Origin of the sequence: uncultured Maricaulis sp., assembly GCF_905480005.1 — a bacterium.
In the GTDB taxonomy this organism is placed as follows: domain Bacteria; phylum Pseudomonadota; class Alphaproteobacteria; order Caulobacterales; family Maricaulaceae; genus Maricaulis.
In genome coordinates, this window is sequence record NZ_CAJQOO010000067.1 from 1 (window position 1) to 13566 (window position 13566).

Annotated in this window: 14 protein-coding genes; all 14 read right to left on the reverse strand. The window is 62.0% G+C overall.

All coding sequences use genetic code 11. The annotated features are described in order from the left end of the window. Nucleotides 1–161, reverse strand: a 161-nt coding sequence (locus QZ266_RS15320; RefSeq protein WP_367178214.1) for an AbgT family transporter, incomplete at its 3' end; no start/stop codon positions are given. Between the two features lie 65 nt (nucleotides 162–226). Next, a complete protein-coding gene (locus QZ266_RS07250; RefSeq protein WP_295693288.1) occupies nucleotides 227–565 on the reverse strand; it encodes a DUF1467 family protein in 339 nt (112 codons plus the stop codon). Continuing rightward, a complete protein-coding gene (gene mce / locus QZ266_RS07255; protein ID WP_295693290.1) occupies nucleotides 562–981 on the reverse strand; it encodes a methylmalonyl-CoA epimerase in 420 nt (139 codons plus the stop codon). The genes QZ266_RS07250 and mce overlap by 4 nt, the downstream gene beginning before the upstream one ends. Before the next feature lie 16 nt (nucleotides 982–997). After that, complete coding sequence (locus QZ266_RS07260) at nucleotides 998–2617, reverse strand: ribonuclease J (protein ID WP_367178215.1); 1620 nt, start codon at nucleotides 2615–2617, stop codon at nucleotides 998–1000. Nucleotides 2618–2664: 47 nt separating this feature from the next. Further along, on the reverse strand, nucleotides 2665–3444 hold the full coding sequence (locus QZ266_RS07265; RefSeq protein WP_295693295.1) for a type III pantothenate kinase: 780 nt from the start codon (nucleotides 3442–3444) through the stop codon (nucleotides 2665–2667). Nucleotides 3445–3454: 10 nt separating this feature from the next. Then, nucleotides 3455–4198 (reverse strand): biotin--[acetyl-CoA-carboxylase] ligase, encoded by a 744-nt coding sequence (locus QZ266_RS07270; protein ID WP_295693298.1) that lies wholly within the window; start codon nucleotides 4196–4198, stop codon nucleotides 3455–3457. Between the two features lie 10 nt (nucleotides 4199–4208). Next, nucleotides 4209–5651 carry an NADH-quinone oxidoreductase subunit NuoN gene (gene nuoN, locus QZ266_RS07275; protein WP_295693301.1) on the reverse strand — a complete coding sequence of 481 codons (1443 nt, stop codon included), beginning with the start codon at nucleotides 5649–5651 and terminating at the stop codon, nucleotides 4209–4211. A gap of 12 nt (nucleotides 5652–5663) precedes the next feature. Beyond that, on the reverse strand, nucleotides 5664–7178 hold the full coding sequence (locus tag QZ266_RS07280) for an NADH-quinone oxidoreductase subunit M (protein WP_295693303.1): 1515 nt from the start codon (nucleotides 7176–7178) through the stop codon (nucleotides 5664–5666). Beyond that, nucleotides 7179–9320, reverse strand: a complete 2142-nt coding sequence (gene nuoL / locus QZ266_RS07285) for an NADH-quinone oxidoreductase subunit L (protein ID WP_295693305.1) — start codon at nucleotides 9318–9320, stop codon at nucleotides 7179–7181. A 6-nt stretch (nucleotides 9321–9326) separates the two neighbouring features. Next, nucleotides 9327–9635 carry an NADH-quinone oxidoreductase subunit NuoK gene (nuoK, locus tag QZ266_RS07290; RefSeq protein WP_301063207.1) on the reverse strand — a complete coding sequence of 103 codons (309 nt, stop codon included), beginning with the start codon at nucleotides 9633–9635 and terminating at the stop codon, nucleotides 9327–9329. Continuing rightward, entirely contained in the window at nucleotides 9635–10246 is a 612-nt protein-coding gene (locus QZ266_RS07295; protein ID WP_295693310.1) for an NADH-quinone oxidoreductase subunit J, read from the reverse strand. The genes nuoK and QZ266_RS07295 overlap by 1 nt, the downstream gene beginning before the upstream one ends. A gap of 44 nt (nucleotides 10247–10290) precedes the next feature. Next, complete coding sequence (gene nuoI / locus QZ266_RS07300) at nucleotides 10291–10779, reverse strand: NADH-quinone oxidoreductase subunit NuoI (protein ID WP_295693313.1); 489 nt, start codon at nucleotides 10777–10779, stop codon at nucleotides 10291–10293. Nucleotides 10780–10782: 3 nt separating this feature from the next. Continuing rightward, nucleotides 10783–11808 (reverse strand): NADH-quinone oxidoreductase subunit NuoH, encoded by a 1026-nt coding sequence (gene nuoH / locus QZ266_RS07305; RefSeq protein ID WP_367178216.1) that lies wholly within the window; start codon nucleotides 11806–11808, stop codon nucleotides 10783–10785. A gap of 48 nt (nucleotides 11809–11856) precedes the next feature. After that, a partial coding sequence (gene nuoG, locus QZ266_RS07310; protein ID WP_295693319.1) for an NADH-quinone oxidoreductase subunit NuoG occupies nucleotides 11857–13566 on the reverse strand: 1710 nt, incomplete at its 5' end.

The following is a 13566-nucleotide window of genomic DNA, read 5'->3' on the forward strand; positions in this document are numbered from 1 at the left end:
AGCCAGCCGAACAGTCCGGACAGGAGCACGATACCGACCGCCAGGATGGCAAAGAGGGTCACCGGGTGCGGCAGGAGATTGCCGAGCCATTCGACGCCGTCAAGAAAGCGCGTGAAGGCGCCGCGGCGCTTGGGTTCCGGCGTCGATACTGGTTCGGTCATCTTGTTCCCCATTTCAGACAAGCACAGCCCCACCCCTTCCGGGACTGCACGTCAGGTCGTTTCTGTTAGTAAGCGCCAGACGGCATGAACGGCGCCAGAACGCCGCTTTCATTGACGATGAAGTAAATGATCCAGACGGTCGAGGCCGCGACGGTCGACCACCACATTTTTCGCGGCAGGTTCGGCGCCTGCGGCGCGCCGCGCTCGGAGCCCTCGACCACATCCCCGCTCTCTTCCTGGGACTGCACACCGATCGGCAGCATGGTGAAGAAGAAGAGCCACCAGACGATCAGGAAGACCACGACGCCATTGACCACACCAACCCCGCCATCGCGGATGAAAAAGCCGGAGAGCCAGAGCAGGCCCGCTATGGCAACGGGTGCACGCTTGAGCCAGGTCATCATCGCATCGGCTCCTGCATCAGCTCGATCAGCTGGCCATGACTATTCTTCGGGTGGATGAAGATCACCGGCACACCATGGGCCCCGATATAGGGCTCACCCGTGCCCAGCACGGTCGCTCCCCTGGCCTGCATGGCATCGCGCGCGGCGATGATATCGGCAACCTCGAAACAGAGATGGTGCTGGCCGCCCTTGGGATTGCGCTCGAGGAATTTGTGGATCGGGCTGTCATCACCACACGGCTCGATCAGTTCGATCTCGGAATTGTCGAGATGCACGAAGGAAACGCGCACGCCGAGATGCGGGAAATCCCGGGTCTCGGTCGCCTCGGTCGCACCATAGAGGTCGGCATAGGTTTGTTTAGCCGCCTCGATATCGGGGACGGCCACGCCGACATGGTTCAAACGTCCGATCTTCATGGCGATGGTCTCCTCGTCAGACTTCCAGCATCAAAATCTCGACCCAGGGCTTCTTGCCCCAGATCCGGTTGGCCTCGCGGCGCACAGCCCGGCGAACCTCTTCCTCGGCCCGCTCGACATCACGGCGATCGCGTTTGGACAGGCGATCGAAGGCCCGCTCGGCCTCGTCCGCCAGGGCGTCAGCAAATCCATCCAGCGATAGATTGGCGTCTTCCGGCACTCCCTGCATGCGGACTTCCGGACCGGAGACCAACTCACCGGTATCCGTCACGGCCATGGCCACGGCAATCTGGCCGGCATGGGCCAGCTTGCGTCGTTCGCGCATGGAATCGGCGCCGGCATCGACGATGAAATTCCCGTCGACATGGAGACGGCTGGCCGGTGCCTCATCAACAATGGAGGCAGTGCCGTCGCTGCGGATCTGGACCATGTCACCATTGCGCACCGAGACCGATTGCGGGACCTGGAGTTCGCGCGCGAAGGCGGCATGCTCGAGCAAGTGGCGACGCTCACCATGGACCGGGATCGCCACTTTCGGCTTGGCCCAGGCATACATTTGCGCCAGCTCGTCGCGGCAGGGATGGCCGGACACATGGATCGGCCGATCCTTTTCGGTGAAGATGTTCACACCGCGTTCGGCCAAGCGGTTCTGAAGCTGGAAAATCCCGACATCATTGCCGGGGATGACCCGGCTCGAAAAGATCACGGTATCGCCGCTGCTCAGCGAGACATTGCGGTGATTGCCCTCGGCAATGCGCGACAGCGCCGCCCGCGGCTCGCCCTGGGAGCCGGTGCACAGATAGAGAATCTTGTCGTTCGGGAAGCGCGCCGCATCTTCCTCGCTGATGAAGGCCTTCACATCCGACAACATGCCGACGGACTTGGCTGCCGCCGTCATGCGGTGCATGGAGCGGCCGACCAGACAGACCCGGCGACCATTGGCCTCGGCAGCCTGGATGGCCGACTGCAGCCGCGCGACATTGGAGGCAAAGGACGCGATCGCCACCTTGCCCGTCCCGCACTCGCCGACCAGTTTGATCAATTCGTCCCGGACATCGCCTTCCGAACCGGCCTCGCCCGGTGTGAAGACGTTGGTACTGTCGCAGATCATGGCCAGCACACCCTCATCGCCGATGGCGGAGATGGCGTCGCTGTCGGTGACCTCGCCGATCAACGGATTGGGATCGATCTTCCAGTCACCGGTGTGCAGGACCATGCCGGCCGGCGTGCGAATGGCGATTCCGTTGGGTTCGGGAATGGAATGGGTCAGCGTGACCATTTGCAGATCGAACGGGCCGAGGCTGAAACGGCTGTCCAGCGCCATCTCGTGCAATTCGACCTCGTTCAGCAAGCCAAATTCCCGCAGACGGTCGCGCACCAGCCAGGCCGTGAAGGGCGTCGCCCAGATCGGGCAGCGCAAGCGACGCCAGAGATGCGCAACCGCGCCCATATGATCTTCATGAGCGTGGGTGAGCACCATCCCGATCAGATCATCGCGGCGTTCCTCGATGAATCGCGGATCGGGCATGATCAGATCCACGCCCGGCGTCGTCAGATCACCGAATGTGACCCCGCAATCGACGATGATCCATTTCTGCTCGCCCTCCGGTCCATAGCCGTAGAGATTGAGATTCATGCCGATTTCATCGGATCCGCCGAGCGGCAGGAAGTAGAGGCTATCGGTCAAGAATTGGTACCGCCATTGAGTTTCCAGACTTCGAGGAGACCGCGGATGGTGAGGTCCGCGTCATAGTGATCAATTGCCTTGGACGCGCCGTCGAAAAGGGAGACGACACCGCCGGTCGCGATCACGGTCATGGGCTGGGCGTACTCGCTCTTGAGCCGCTGCACCAGTCCGTCAATCAGATCGATATAGCCCCAGAAGACCCCCGACTGCATCGCCGACACCGTGTCCTTGCCCATCACACGCTGAGGCTTGGCGATCGCGACCCGCGGCAGTTTGGCCGCGGCGGCATGCAGGGCCTGCATGGAAAGATTGATCCCCGGCGCGATAATCCCGCCCTCGAAGGCACCATCCGGGGCAATGACGTCAAACGTGGTCGCCGTACCGCTATCGATGATGATCAGGGCACCGTCATAGACCGCCCGCGCACCCAGCGCATTGACCAGACGGTCGGCGCCGGCGTCCTGGGGACGTTCCAACCGCACTTCGATATCCATCCGCACGCCCGGCTCGCCGACAATAACCGGCTCGGCCTTGAAATAGCGTCGCGAGAGATTGCGCAGATTGAACAGCGCCTGGGGCACAACCGTGGAGATCACACAGGCGCTGATGTCGTCGAAGGAACGCCCCTGCAACGCCATGAGCTGGGACAGCCAGACGGCATGTTCATCCGCGGTGCGGGTCGAGTCGGTGCCCGACCGCCACTGCGCGACCCAGTCCGTTCCGTCATGGATGGCGAAGAGCGTATTGGTATTGCCGCAATCGATGGCGAGCAGCATGGCTGTCCTTTCATCCCGCGTCGGGGAAAAACACGTCTCCTGCGGAGATATACCGGCGACCGCCGCCAACCAAGTCCAGTCGCAGTGCGCCGTCGGGCCCGAGGTCCGAGAACACGCCTCTGACAGTCTCGTTTTCAAGCCGCGCCTCGCAGCTCTGGCCCAGCCCGTGCGCCCGCGTGAGCCAACGGTCACGGATCGGACCAAACCCGCCCAGCAGCCAGTCCCGGCGCTCGCGCTCAAACGCCGTGATCAAGATGTCGAGAGCAGCGTCCGGCGCCAGGGTGCGGCCATGGATGGCGAGCGCCGTAGCCGGTCGGTCAACATCCTCGGGCGCATCGGCGAGATTGATTCCGATCCCGACTGCGAGCCAGAGCCCGCCCCCGGGCGCCGGGCCGCTCTCAAGAAGGATCCCGGCCGCCTTGCGACCGGAGACCAACGCGTCATTCGGCCATTTCAGGCGGGTCAGCGCCGGGTCACCGAGTGCCGCGTCACAGACAGCACCGACCGCATTGGCTGCGGCGAAGGACAATTCCGCGGCGCGGCCCGGATCGCACTGGAAGGTGTAGAGGCCGGTGGTGAAGAGATTGCCGGTCAGGCAGCTCCAGGCCCGACCCCGGCGCCCTCGCCCGGCGGTCTGGCGCCGCGCAGCCAGCCAGAGCGGACCGCGCTCGCCATCGATTGCGCGAGCCTTGATATCGGCATTGGTCGAGGCGGTTTCCTCGACCCACTCAATCCGGGGCTGGGGGTCAGACAAGTCGCGCCCGCTAGAGCAGCGACAAGCCGACGGAGTAGGCCCGGAAGACCAGCCAGCCGAGGACCGGCAGAAGGAGGATCGTCGCCAGGCCGGCGATCCGTGCCACCCAATAGGTGGAGACCGCAGACGGCACGAATTCAATGTCCGAACTGTCGAACCAGATCACCTTCACAATGCGCAGATAATAGGCCGCGCCAACCACCGAGAAGAGAACGGCGAGCACGGCGAGGATCATCATGTCAGCCTGGACCGCCGCATAGACGACGAAGAACTTGCCGAAGAAGCCGACCATGAAGGGCAGCCCGCCGATGGAGAACATCAGCGCCGTCATCGACCAGCCGAGACCGGGATTGCGCTGGGCCAGACCGGCAAGGTCGGAAACCTGTTCCACCATGCCCTCGCGAGTCCGCATGGACAGGATACCGGCAAAGGAGCCGATCACGCCCACCATGTAGAGCGACATGAAGACCAGCAGAGCCCACAGGCCTGTCTGGCTGGCGGCCGCAACGGCAACGAGCGCATAGCCCATATTGCCGATCGAGGAATAGGCCATCAGGCGCTTGATATTCTGCTGGGTCAGCGCGCCGAAAGCCCCCACACCCATGGACAGGACAGCGATCATCCAGATCACGTCACGCCATTGATCAACGACCGCGCCGAAAGGCTCCATCAAGACGCGCGCCAGCAGCACGATGGCGGCGAATTTCGGGGCCGTGGCAAAGAAGGCCGTCACCGGGGTCGGTGCGCCCTCGTAAACATCCGGCGTCCACATGTGGAAGGGCGCGGCGGACACCTTGAAGGCGAGACCACAGATCACGAAGACGAGGCCGACCGTGAGGCCGACATTGCTGCCGCTCTCCACCGCCAGGGCGATATCGTAAAATCCTGTCGAACCCGCGAAACCATAGACCAGCGACGCCCCGTAGAGCAGCAGGCCGGAGGACAATGCGCCGAGCACGAAATATTTCAGGCCGGCCTCGGAGGCGCGCAGGCTGTCACGATTGAACGCGGCCAGCACATAGAGCGCCAGCGATTGCAGCTCGATGCCCATATACATGGCGATCAGGTCATTGGCCGAGACCATCATCACCATGCCTGTCACGGCGAGCGCGACCAGGACCGGGTATTCGATCTTGCCGAGATTTTCCGTCTTCAGATACGGCATGGCCAGCAGCATCGCGATCGCCGCAACCAGCGCGATGGCGGTCTTGGAGAAGCGGGCGAGACTGTCGAAGACGAAGCTGTCATTGAAGGCCGTGCCCTCGCCGCTGACCAGGAACAGCGCCGCAAGACCGGCCGCCACCAGAAGGCCGATGGTCAGCCACTGGATGAGGCCGGACGCCTTGTCCTCCCTCAGGAAGACGCCAAGCATCAGCAGGGCCAGGGCACCGCCGGCGAGGACGAGCTCGGGAATGAGAAGCGACAGATCCTGGGAAAGCATGTCGGCCGTCATGGCTGGCTTCTCCTACTGAGCCGATGCAGCGAGCGCCGCATCGTAATTGGAAATCAGATGATTGACCGCGGTCGCGGTGACATCCGTGATCAGGGTGGAAAACACGCCGAGGACCAGCGTGCCGATGACGAGCGGCACGAAGATGAGCCACTCCATCCGGTTCAGGTCCGTGATGTTTTCCAGCTTCGGATTGGTGATCTCGCCGAACACGACATCGCGATAAACGGTCAGCATGTACATGGCTGACAGGATCACGCCGACCGCGGCACCGGTGGCGATCCACCAGCTGACCTGGAAGGCGCCGACCATGGTCATGATCTCGCCGACAAAGCCGGATGTGCCGGGCAGGCCGACATTGGCCATCGCGAACAGGCCGAAGATCGCCGCGAAAACCGGCATGCGGTGAACCAGACCCCCATAGAAGGCAATCTCGCGGGTGTGCATGCGGTCATAGATCACACCGACACAGAGGAAGAGCGCGCCGGAGATGAAGCCATGAGAAATCATCTGGTAGAGCGCGCCCTGGACCCCCGTTTCATTCATCGCGAACAGACCCATCGTCACGAAGCCCATATGGGCGACCGAGGAATAGGCGATCAGCTTCTTGATATCGGTCTGACGGAAGGCCACCAGCGAGGTGTAGATGATGGCGATGATCGACAGCACGAAAACCATCGGCGCGAAATAATCACTCGCCTCCGGGAACATGGGCAGCGAAAAGCGCAGGAAGCCGTAACCGCCCAGCTTCAACAGCACACCGGCCAGGATGACCGAACCGGCGGTCGGCGCCTGCACGTGGGCGTCCGGGAGCCAGGTATGAACCGGCCACATCGGCATTTTCACGGCGAAGGAGGCAAAGAAGGCCAGCCACATCCACATCTGGGCATCCCGCGCGAATTCGGTTTCCAGCAGCACGGTCACGTCGGTCGTACCGGCCTGCAGGAACATGGCGATCATCGCGACCAGCATCAGCACCGAGCCGAGCAGGGTGTAGAGGAAGAATTTGAACGCGGCATAGACGCGATTCTGACCACCCCAGACACCGATGATGATGAACATCGGGATCAGGCCGCCTTCGAAGAAGATGTAGAAGACAACGAGGTCGAGCGCACAGAAGACGCCGATGACCATGGTTTCCAGCAGCAGGAAGGCGATCATGTAATCGGCGACGCGGGCCTTGATCGCGCCCGAGGCCATGATGCAGATCGGCATAAGGAAGGCGGTCAGAACCACAAAGAGGACTGACAGCCCGTCCACGCCCATACGGTAACCCAGACCGATCTGCTCGAGCCAGGTCACTTCATGGACAAACTGGAATCCGGTCGCCTCGGTGTCGAAATTCGCCAGAAGCAAAATCGACATCCCGAACGTCACCATGGTGGCCAGCCAGGCCACCCAGCGCGAATTTCGGTCGATCAGTCCCTGGTCTTCATTGCGGGCGGTGAAGCGGAAAATCGCAATCACCAGCGCGCCGAGCGCCGGAACAAAGGTCAGGATCGACAGGAAGGCTTCAAATTCGCCGAACATTTAAAGACCCCCTTGGCTGACGAGAATCCAGACCGAGAAGCCGAGGACACCAATCAGCATGACGAATGCGTAGTGATAGAGGAAACCGGACTGGCCCTTGGCCAGGCGTCGGGCGGCAGCGAGCGTTGTACCGGCCACGCCATTGGGGCCGAGCCCGTCGATCAGCTTCACATCACCGATCTTCCAGAACAGATCGCCCAGGCCCTTGGCCCCGCGGACGAAGACGAAATGATAGATCTCGTCGACATACCACTTGTTGTAGAGGAAGGAGTGGAGCGGACCACCGCGCGCGGCGATCCGGGCGCCCATACCCTCATTGATCAGGTAGAACCAGATCGCCAGTCCGAACCCGAACAGGGTCGCGAAGAAGGGCGAGAGCAGAACCCAGGTCGGCGGATGATGGCCGCCACCATGATCGCCCTCGCGGGCTTCGGCGTGGTCGTCTGACGACGCATAAGCCGCCTCCGCCCCGTGATCATCATCAGCGGGAGAATGGGCGTCGTCAGCCGCATGCGTATCGGCTTCGGCATGGTCGTCGCCATAGGCCGCCGCCTCGCCATGATCACCGGCCACGGCCGGACCATGCGATGCTGCCGGAACAGCGTCATGCCAGAAATGCCCGGCATTCTCGCCGATGAAGTCCTTCTTGAAGATACCCCCGGCAAAGATGGCACCAATGGCCAGCACGACCAGCGGCATCGCCATGGCGAATTTCGGGTCATGGGCGTGTTCATACACCTCCTTGGGACCGCGGAACTTGCCGTGGAAGGTCATGAAGATCAGGCGCCAGGAATAGAAGCTGGTCAGCAGGGCTGCGACGACACCGAACCAGAAGGCCGGAATACCGAAGAAGACACCTTCGCGGCCCGCCATGAAGGCACCCTCGATGATGGCGTCCTTGGAGAAGAAGCCGGCGAAACCCAGATCCCAGGGCAAGAGGCCCAGCACTCCGAATGAGAAGCCGACCCCGGTCAGGGCCACCGTGCCGATGAGCATCATCATCCAGGTCATGGGCATCATCTTGTAGAGGCCGCCCATCTTGCGCATGTCCTGCTCGTCATGGACGCCGTGAATCACCGCGCCGGAGCCGAGGAATAGCAGCGCCTTGAAGAAGGCGTGCGTGAACAGGTGGAACATGGCCGCGCCATACAAGCCGAGGCCGGCAGCGAAGAACATGTAGCCGAGCTGCGAACAGGTCGAATAGGCAACCACGCGCTTGATGTCGTTCTGGGCCATGCCGACCGTCGCGGCGAAGAGCGCCGTGGTGGCACCGATGACGGTGACGAAGGCCGAGGCCGCTTCGGCATTCTCGAAGATCGGAAAAGCCCGGCAGACCAGGAAGACACCGGCGGTGACCATGGTCGCGGCGTGGATCAGCGCGGAGACCGGCGTCGGGCCTTCCATGGCGTCCGGCAGCCAGACATGCAGGAAGAATTGCGCCGACTTGCCCATCGCGCCGATGAAGAGAAGGAAGGCGATCAGCTCGATCGCATTGAACTCCATGCCGGCAAAGGCCAGCACCGCATCCGTGTGTTCGGGAATTGCCGCGAAGACATCGTCAAACGTCACCGATCCGAAGACCAGGAAGAGCGCCATGATGCCCAGTGCAAAGCCGAAATCGCCGACCCGGTTGGTCACGAAGGCCTTGATGGCGGCGTCATTGGCCGACTTCTTCTTGTACCAGAAGCCGATCAGCAGATAGGAGGCCAGCCCCACACCTTCCCAGCCGAAGAAGAGCTGCAGGAAGTTGTCGGCGGTCACCAGTGACAGCATCGCGAAGGTGAAAAGCGAGAGATAGGAGAAGAAGCGCGCCCGGTGCGGGTCATGCTCCATATAGCCCCAGGAATAGATGTGCACGAGCGAGGAGACCGAGGTCACCACCACCAGCATTACCGCTGACAGACTATCCAGCTTGATCGCCCAGGAGACGTCAAAGGCACCGACGCTCATCCAGGTCGCCAGATGGATGGTCTGGGCATTGCCGCCATAGGTGACATCAAAGAAGACGATCACCGACAGCACGAAGGACAGGAGGACCGTCGCCGTGGTGACGATCTGCGCCGTGCGATGGCCGACATGATTGCCAAGAAGTCCGGCAAAGGCCGATGCGAGGAGCGGCCCGAAGACGATAATGGGTGCCATGATCCCCTAGCCCTTCATCAGGTTGACGCCCTCAACCGAGATATCACCCCGGTTGCGGAAGTAGACGACGAGAATGGCCAGACCGACCGCCGCTTCCGCGGCCGCCACGGTCAGCACGAACAGCGCAAAGACCTGCCCGGCGAGATCGCCGAGATGAGCCGAGAAGGCCACCAGGTTGATATTGACGGAGAGCAGGATGAGCTCGACCGACATCAACAGGATGATGACATTCTTGCGGTTCACGAAAATGCCGAAAACACCGATGGTGAAGAGCACACCGGCGACGGCGAGATAATGTCCCAGTCCGACGTCCATCATTCCCCAATCCCCTGTCCCGGCTTGATGTCATGCATGGAGATCGCATCCTTGCGATCCCGGCCGACCTGCGCGCTGACACTCTGGCGGCGCACACCCGGCTTGTGGCGCAGGGTCAGCACAATGGCGCCGATCATGGCGACCAGCAGCACAAGGCCCGCAGCCTGGAAGAAATAGACATACTGGTCGTAGATCACGAGACCGAGCGCCTCGACATTGGTCATCCCCTCCGGAATGGCCGCATCGCGCAGCGCCATGGCCTGGTCAGAGGCCTGCCAGGTCATGCCGATCATGCCCAGCTCGACGGCCAGGATGAGCGCGACCAGCCCGCCAAGCGGCAGATAGCTCAAAAAGCCCTGCTTCAACTCGGTGAAGTCGACATCCAGCATCATCACGACGAACAGGAACAAGACCGCGACCGCGCCGACATAGACAACGATCAGCAGCATCGCCAGGAATTCGGCGCCAAGCAGCACGAAGAGCCCGGCCGCCGAGAAGAAGGCCAGGATCAGGAACAGTACCGACCGCACCGGGTTGCGCGCGATGACGACCATCAAGGCCGACAAAATCGCCACTCCGGAAAAGGCCCAGAAAGCCAGATTAGCGAGCATGGCGCCCTCGTCCTCTCAAATGCGTCCCAACAACACCCACCGCATCAGCGGTAAGGCGCATCGAGTTCCAAATTCTTGGCAATTTCCCGTTCCCAGCGATCGCCGTTCTCGAGCAGTTTTGCCTTGTCGTAGAAAAGTTCTTCGCGGGTTTCGGCGGCGAATTCGAAATTCGGGCCTTCCACGATTGCATCGACCGGGCATGCCTCCTGGCAGTAACCGCAATAGATGCACTTGGTCATGTCGATGTCGTAGCGCGTGGTCCGGCGCGAGCCGTCACTGCGCGGCTCGGCCTCGATCGTGATCGCCTGCGCCGGGCAGATGGCTTCGCACAGCTTGCAGGCAATACAACGCTCTTCGCCGTTGGGATAGCGACGCAAGGCGTGCTGACCCCGGAAACGCGGGCTGAGCGGCCCCTTTTCAAACGGGTAGTTCAGCGTCGCCTTCTTCGCGAAGAAATAGCGCATGCCGAGCCCGAAAGCGGACCAGAAGTCCATCAGGAGCGCGCCGCGCAAGGCTTGTTGAATGCGTCCCATGACTTACCCCTGAGGTCCGTAAACGACGGCGGCGCCGACCAAGGCGACCGCGGCCAGAGAGATAGGCAGGAAAATTTTCCAGCCCAGCCGCATCAGCTGGTCATAGCGGTAGCGCGGCACCAGGGCCTTCACCATCGCGAACATGAAGAAGAAGAAGACGATCTTGGCGGCGAACCAGAAGAAGTACCAGGCGTGCGAGGCCATGTAGGGCCAGTCGGACACATCAAGGCCAAACGGGTCATTCCAACCGCCGAAGAAGAGGATCGACGTCATCGCGCACATCAGCACGATGTTGAGATACTCACCGACCATGAAGAGCAGGTAGGGAGTCGAGGAATACTCGACCTGGTAACCGGCGACGAGTTCCGATTCCGCTTCGGGCAGATCGAAAGGCGGACGATTGGTCTCGGCCAGGGCCGAGATGAAGAAGATCACCGCCATCGGGATCATCACCAGGAACATCGGCATCGGCCAGGCGTGGAAGGACAGGACATTCCAGTTCCAGAAGCCGCCGGCCTGCATCTCGGTGATGTCAGACAGGTTCATCGAGCCGGCGAACAGGAGCACGGTGACGATGATGAAGCCGATCGAGACTTCGTAGGAGACCATCTGGGCCGCGGAGCGCAGCGCGCCGAGGAAAGGATATTTCGAGTTCGAGGCCCAGCCGCCAATGATGATGCCGTAGACACCCAGGCTGGACATGGCGAACAGGTAGAGGACACCGACATTGAGGTCGGCAATCACCCAGCCGGGCGCAGCCGGCACAACCGCCCAGGTCACGAAGGCCAGGATCAGCGTGATCAGCGGCGCCAGCAGGTAGAGCGAGCGATCCGCTCCGGCCGGGATCACGACTTCCTTGAACACGAATTTGAAGAAGTCGGCGAAAGACTGCAGCAGGCCGAAGGCGCCAACCACATTCGGTCCCTTGCGCATCTGCACCGCGGCCCAGACCTTGCGGTCCATCAGCAGCAGGAAAGCCAGCGAAATCAAAAGGACAACGGCAAAGGCCAGGATCTGCAGCAGGGCCATGCCCAGGCCGCCCCAGACACCGAATTGTTCGATGAAATCCGTCATCGCTTACTCCGCAGCCATCTGGGCCGGACCGGACGCGAGGGCGGAGCATTCCGCCAGCGTCTTGGACGCCCGCACGATCGGGTTGGTGAAGTAGAAATTGCCAACCGCCGGGACGAAATCGCTCGCCTCGACATCACCGGCAGCCCCGGCTGCCTTGGCGTCATAACCCTCACGCGCGCCCGGTGCGTGATCGATTCCCGCCAGGACGGGAACATCCTCGAACAGTTTGTGACGCAATTCGGTGAGGTTGTTGTAGGGCAAGGTCTTGCCGAGGCGCTCGGACAGGGCCCGGAAAATGGCCCAGTTTTCCTTGGCATCGCCCTTCGGGAAGGTCGCCCGGTAAGCCAGCTGAACGCGGCCTTCCGTATTGGCGAAGATACCATCCTGTTCGGTCCAGGCGGCGCCCGGCAGAATGAGATCGGCGCGATGGGCGCCGGCATCGCCATGGCTGCCGACATAGATCACGAAGGCATCGCCGAACTGGCTCATATCCAGCTCGTCCGCGCCCATCAGCACAACCGTGTCGAGCGCGGTGGACTGCATGCCCGCCACGTCATGACCACCCTCGCCCGGCACAAAGCCGAGATCGAGACCGGCAACGCGGCTGGCGGCCGTATGCAGGATGGAAAGACCATTCCACTCGGCGCTGACAGCCCCGACCGCATCAGCCAGTTCACCGGCGGCGCGCAATACCTGGGCACCATCAGCGCGCGTCAGGGCGCCGGAACCGACCAGGATCAGCGGACGCTTGGCGTCCTTGAGGGTCTTGATGAAGCCGGAACGCTTTTTCTTGAGACCGGCAAGAATATCAGCAGACGTGCCGACATGCTCATAGGGGTAGGTCAGGTCAACCGCTTCGCCGATCACGCCGACCTGGGTGTCATTGTGCAGCCAGGTCTTGCGGATACGGGCATTGAGGATGGCCGCTTCCTTGCGCGGATTGGCGCCGATGACGAGGATGGCATCGGCCTCCTCGATCCCGGCGATGGTCGCGTTGAAGAGATAGTCCTCACGTGCGCCCCCGCCCATCTTGGCGCCGTCCTGGCGGCAATCGGTCGAGACCACGCCGAGCGCGTCGGCGAGATCCTTGGCAGCCTTCATTTCCTCGGCCGAGCAGAGATCACCGGCAATCATGCCGATTTTCGAGGCGTCACCGCCCAGCTTTTCAGCCGCGATGGTGAGCGCTTCAGGCCAGTCCGCCGGACGCAGCTTGCCGTTCTCGCGGACATAGGGCTTGTCGAGACGCTGACGGCCGAGGCCTTCCCAGGCGTAGCGCGTCTTGTCGGAAATCCATTCCTCGTTCACGCCCTCATGGACGCGCGGCAGGATGCGCAACACGGCGGAGCCGCGGGCATCGACGCGGATATTCGAGCCGAGCGCGTCCATCACATCAATGGTCTCGGTCTTCTTCAGCTCCCACGGGCGGGCATTGAAGGCGTAGGGCTTGGAGGTCAGCGCACCAACCGGGCAGAGATCGATCACATTGCCGGACAATTCCGACTGGACCGCGCTCTCAAGATAGGTGGTGATCTCGGCATCTTCACCGCGACCGATCATGCCGATCTCGGGTGAACCGGCGACCTCGGTCACGAAGCGGACGCAGCGCGTGCACTGGATGCAGCGCGTCATCTCGGTCGCGATGATCGGACCCATTTCCTTGTCTTCAACCGCGCGCTTGTTCTCCGGGAAACGGGAACCGGTGCGGCCATAAAC

Coding starts and splice junctions, on each gene's coding strand:
- nuoK (WP_301063207.1), bottom strand. CDS start 9,635: ATGGACGTCGGACTGGGACATTATCTCGCCGTCGCCGGTGTGCTCTTC.
- nuoL (WP_295693305.1), bottom strand. CDS start 9,320: ATGGCACCCATTATCGTCTTCGGGCCGCTCCTCGCATCGGCCTTTGCC.
- nuoH (WP_367178216.1), bottom strand. CDS start 11,808: ATGGCCCTGCTGCAGATCCTGGCCTTTGCCGTTGTCCTTTTGATTTCG.
- nuoN (WP_295693301.1), bottom strand. CDS start 5,651: ATGACGGCCGACATGCTTTCCCAGGATCTGTCGCTTCTCATTCCCGAG.
- nuoI (WP_295693313.1), bottom strand. CDS start 10,779: ATGGGACGCATTCAACAAGCCTTGCGCGGCGCGCTCCTGATGGACTTC.
- QZ266_RS07260 (WP_367178215.1), bottom strand. CDS start 2,617: ATGAATCTCAATCTCTACGGCTATGGACCGGAGGGCGAGCAGAAATGG.
- QZ266_RS07280 (WP_295693303.1), bottom strand. CDS start 7,178: ATGTTCGGCGAATTTGAAGCCTTCCTGTCGATCCTGACCTTTGTTCCG.
- QZ266_RS07295 (WP_295693310.1), bottom strand. CDS start 10,246: ATGCTCGCTAATCTGGCTTTCTGGGCCTTTTCCGGAGTGGCGATTTTG.
- mce (WP_295693290.1), bottom strand. CDS start 981: ATGAAGATCGGACGTTTGAACCATGTCGGCGTGGCCGTCCCCGATATC.
- QZ266_RS07250 (WP_295693288.1), bottom strand. CDS start 565: ATGATGACCTGGCTCAAGCGTGCACCCGTTGCCATAGCGGGCCTGCTC.
- QZ266_RS07265 (WP_295693295.1), bottom strand. CDS start 3,444: ATGCTGCTCGCCATCGATTGCGGCAATACCAATACGCTCTTCGCCATC.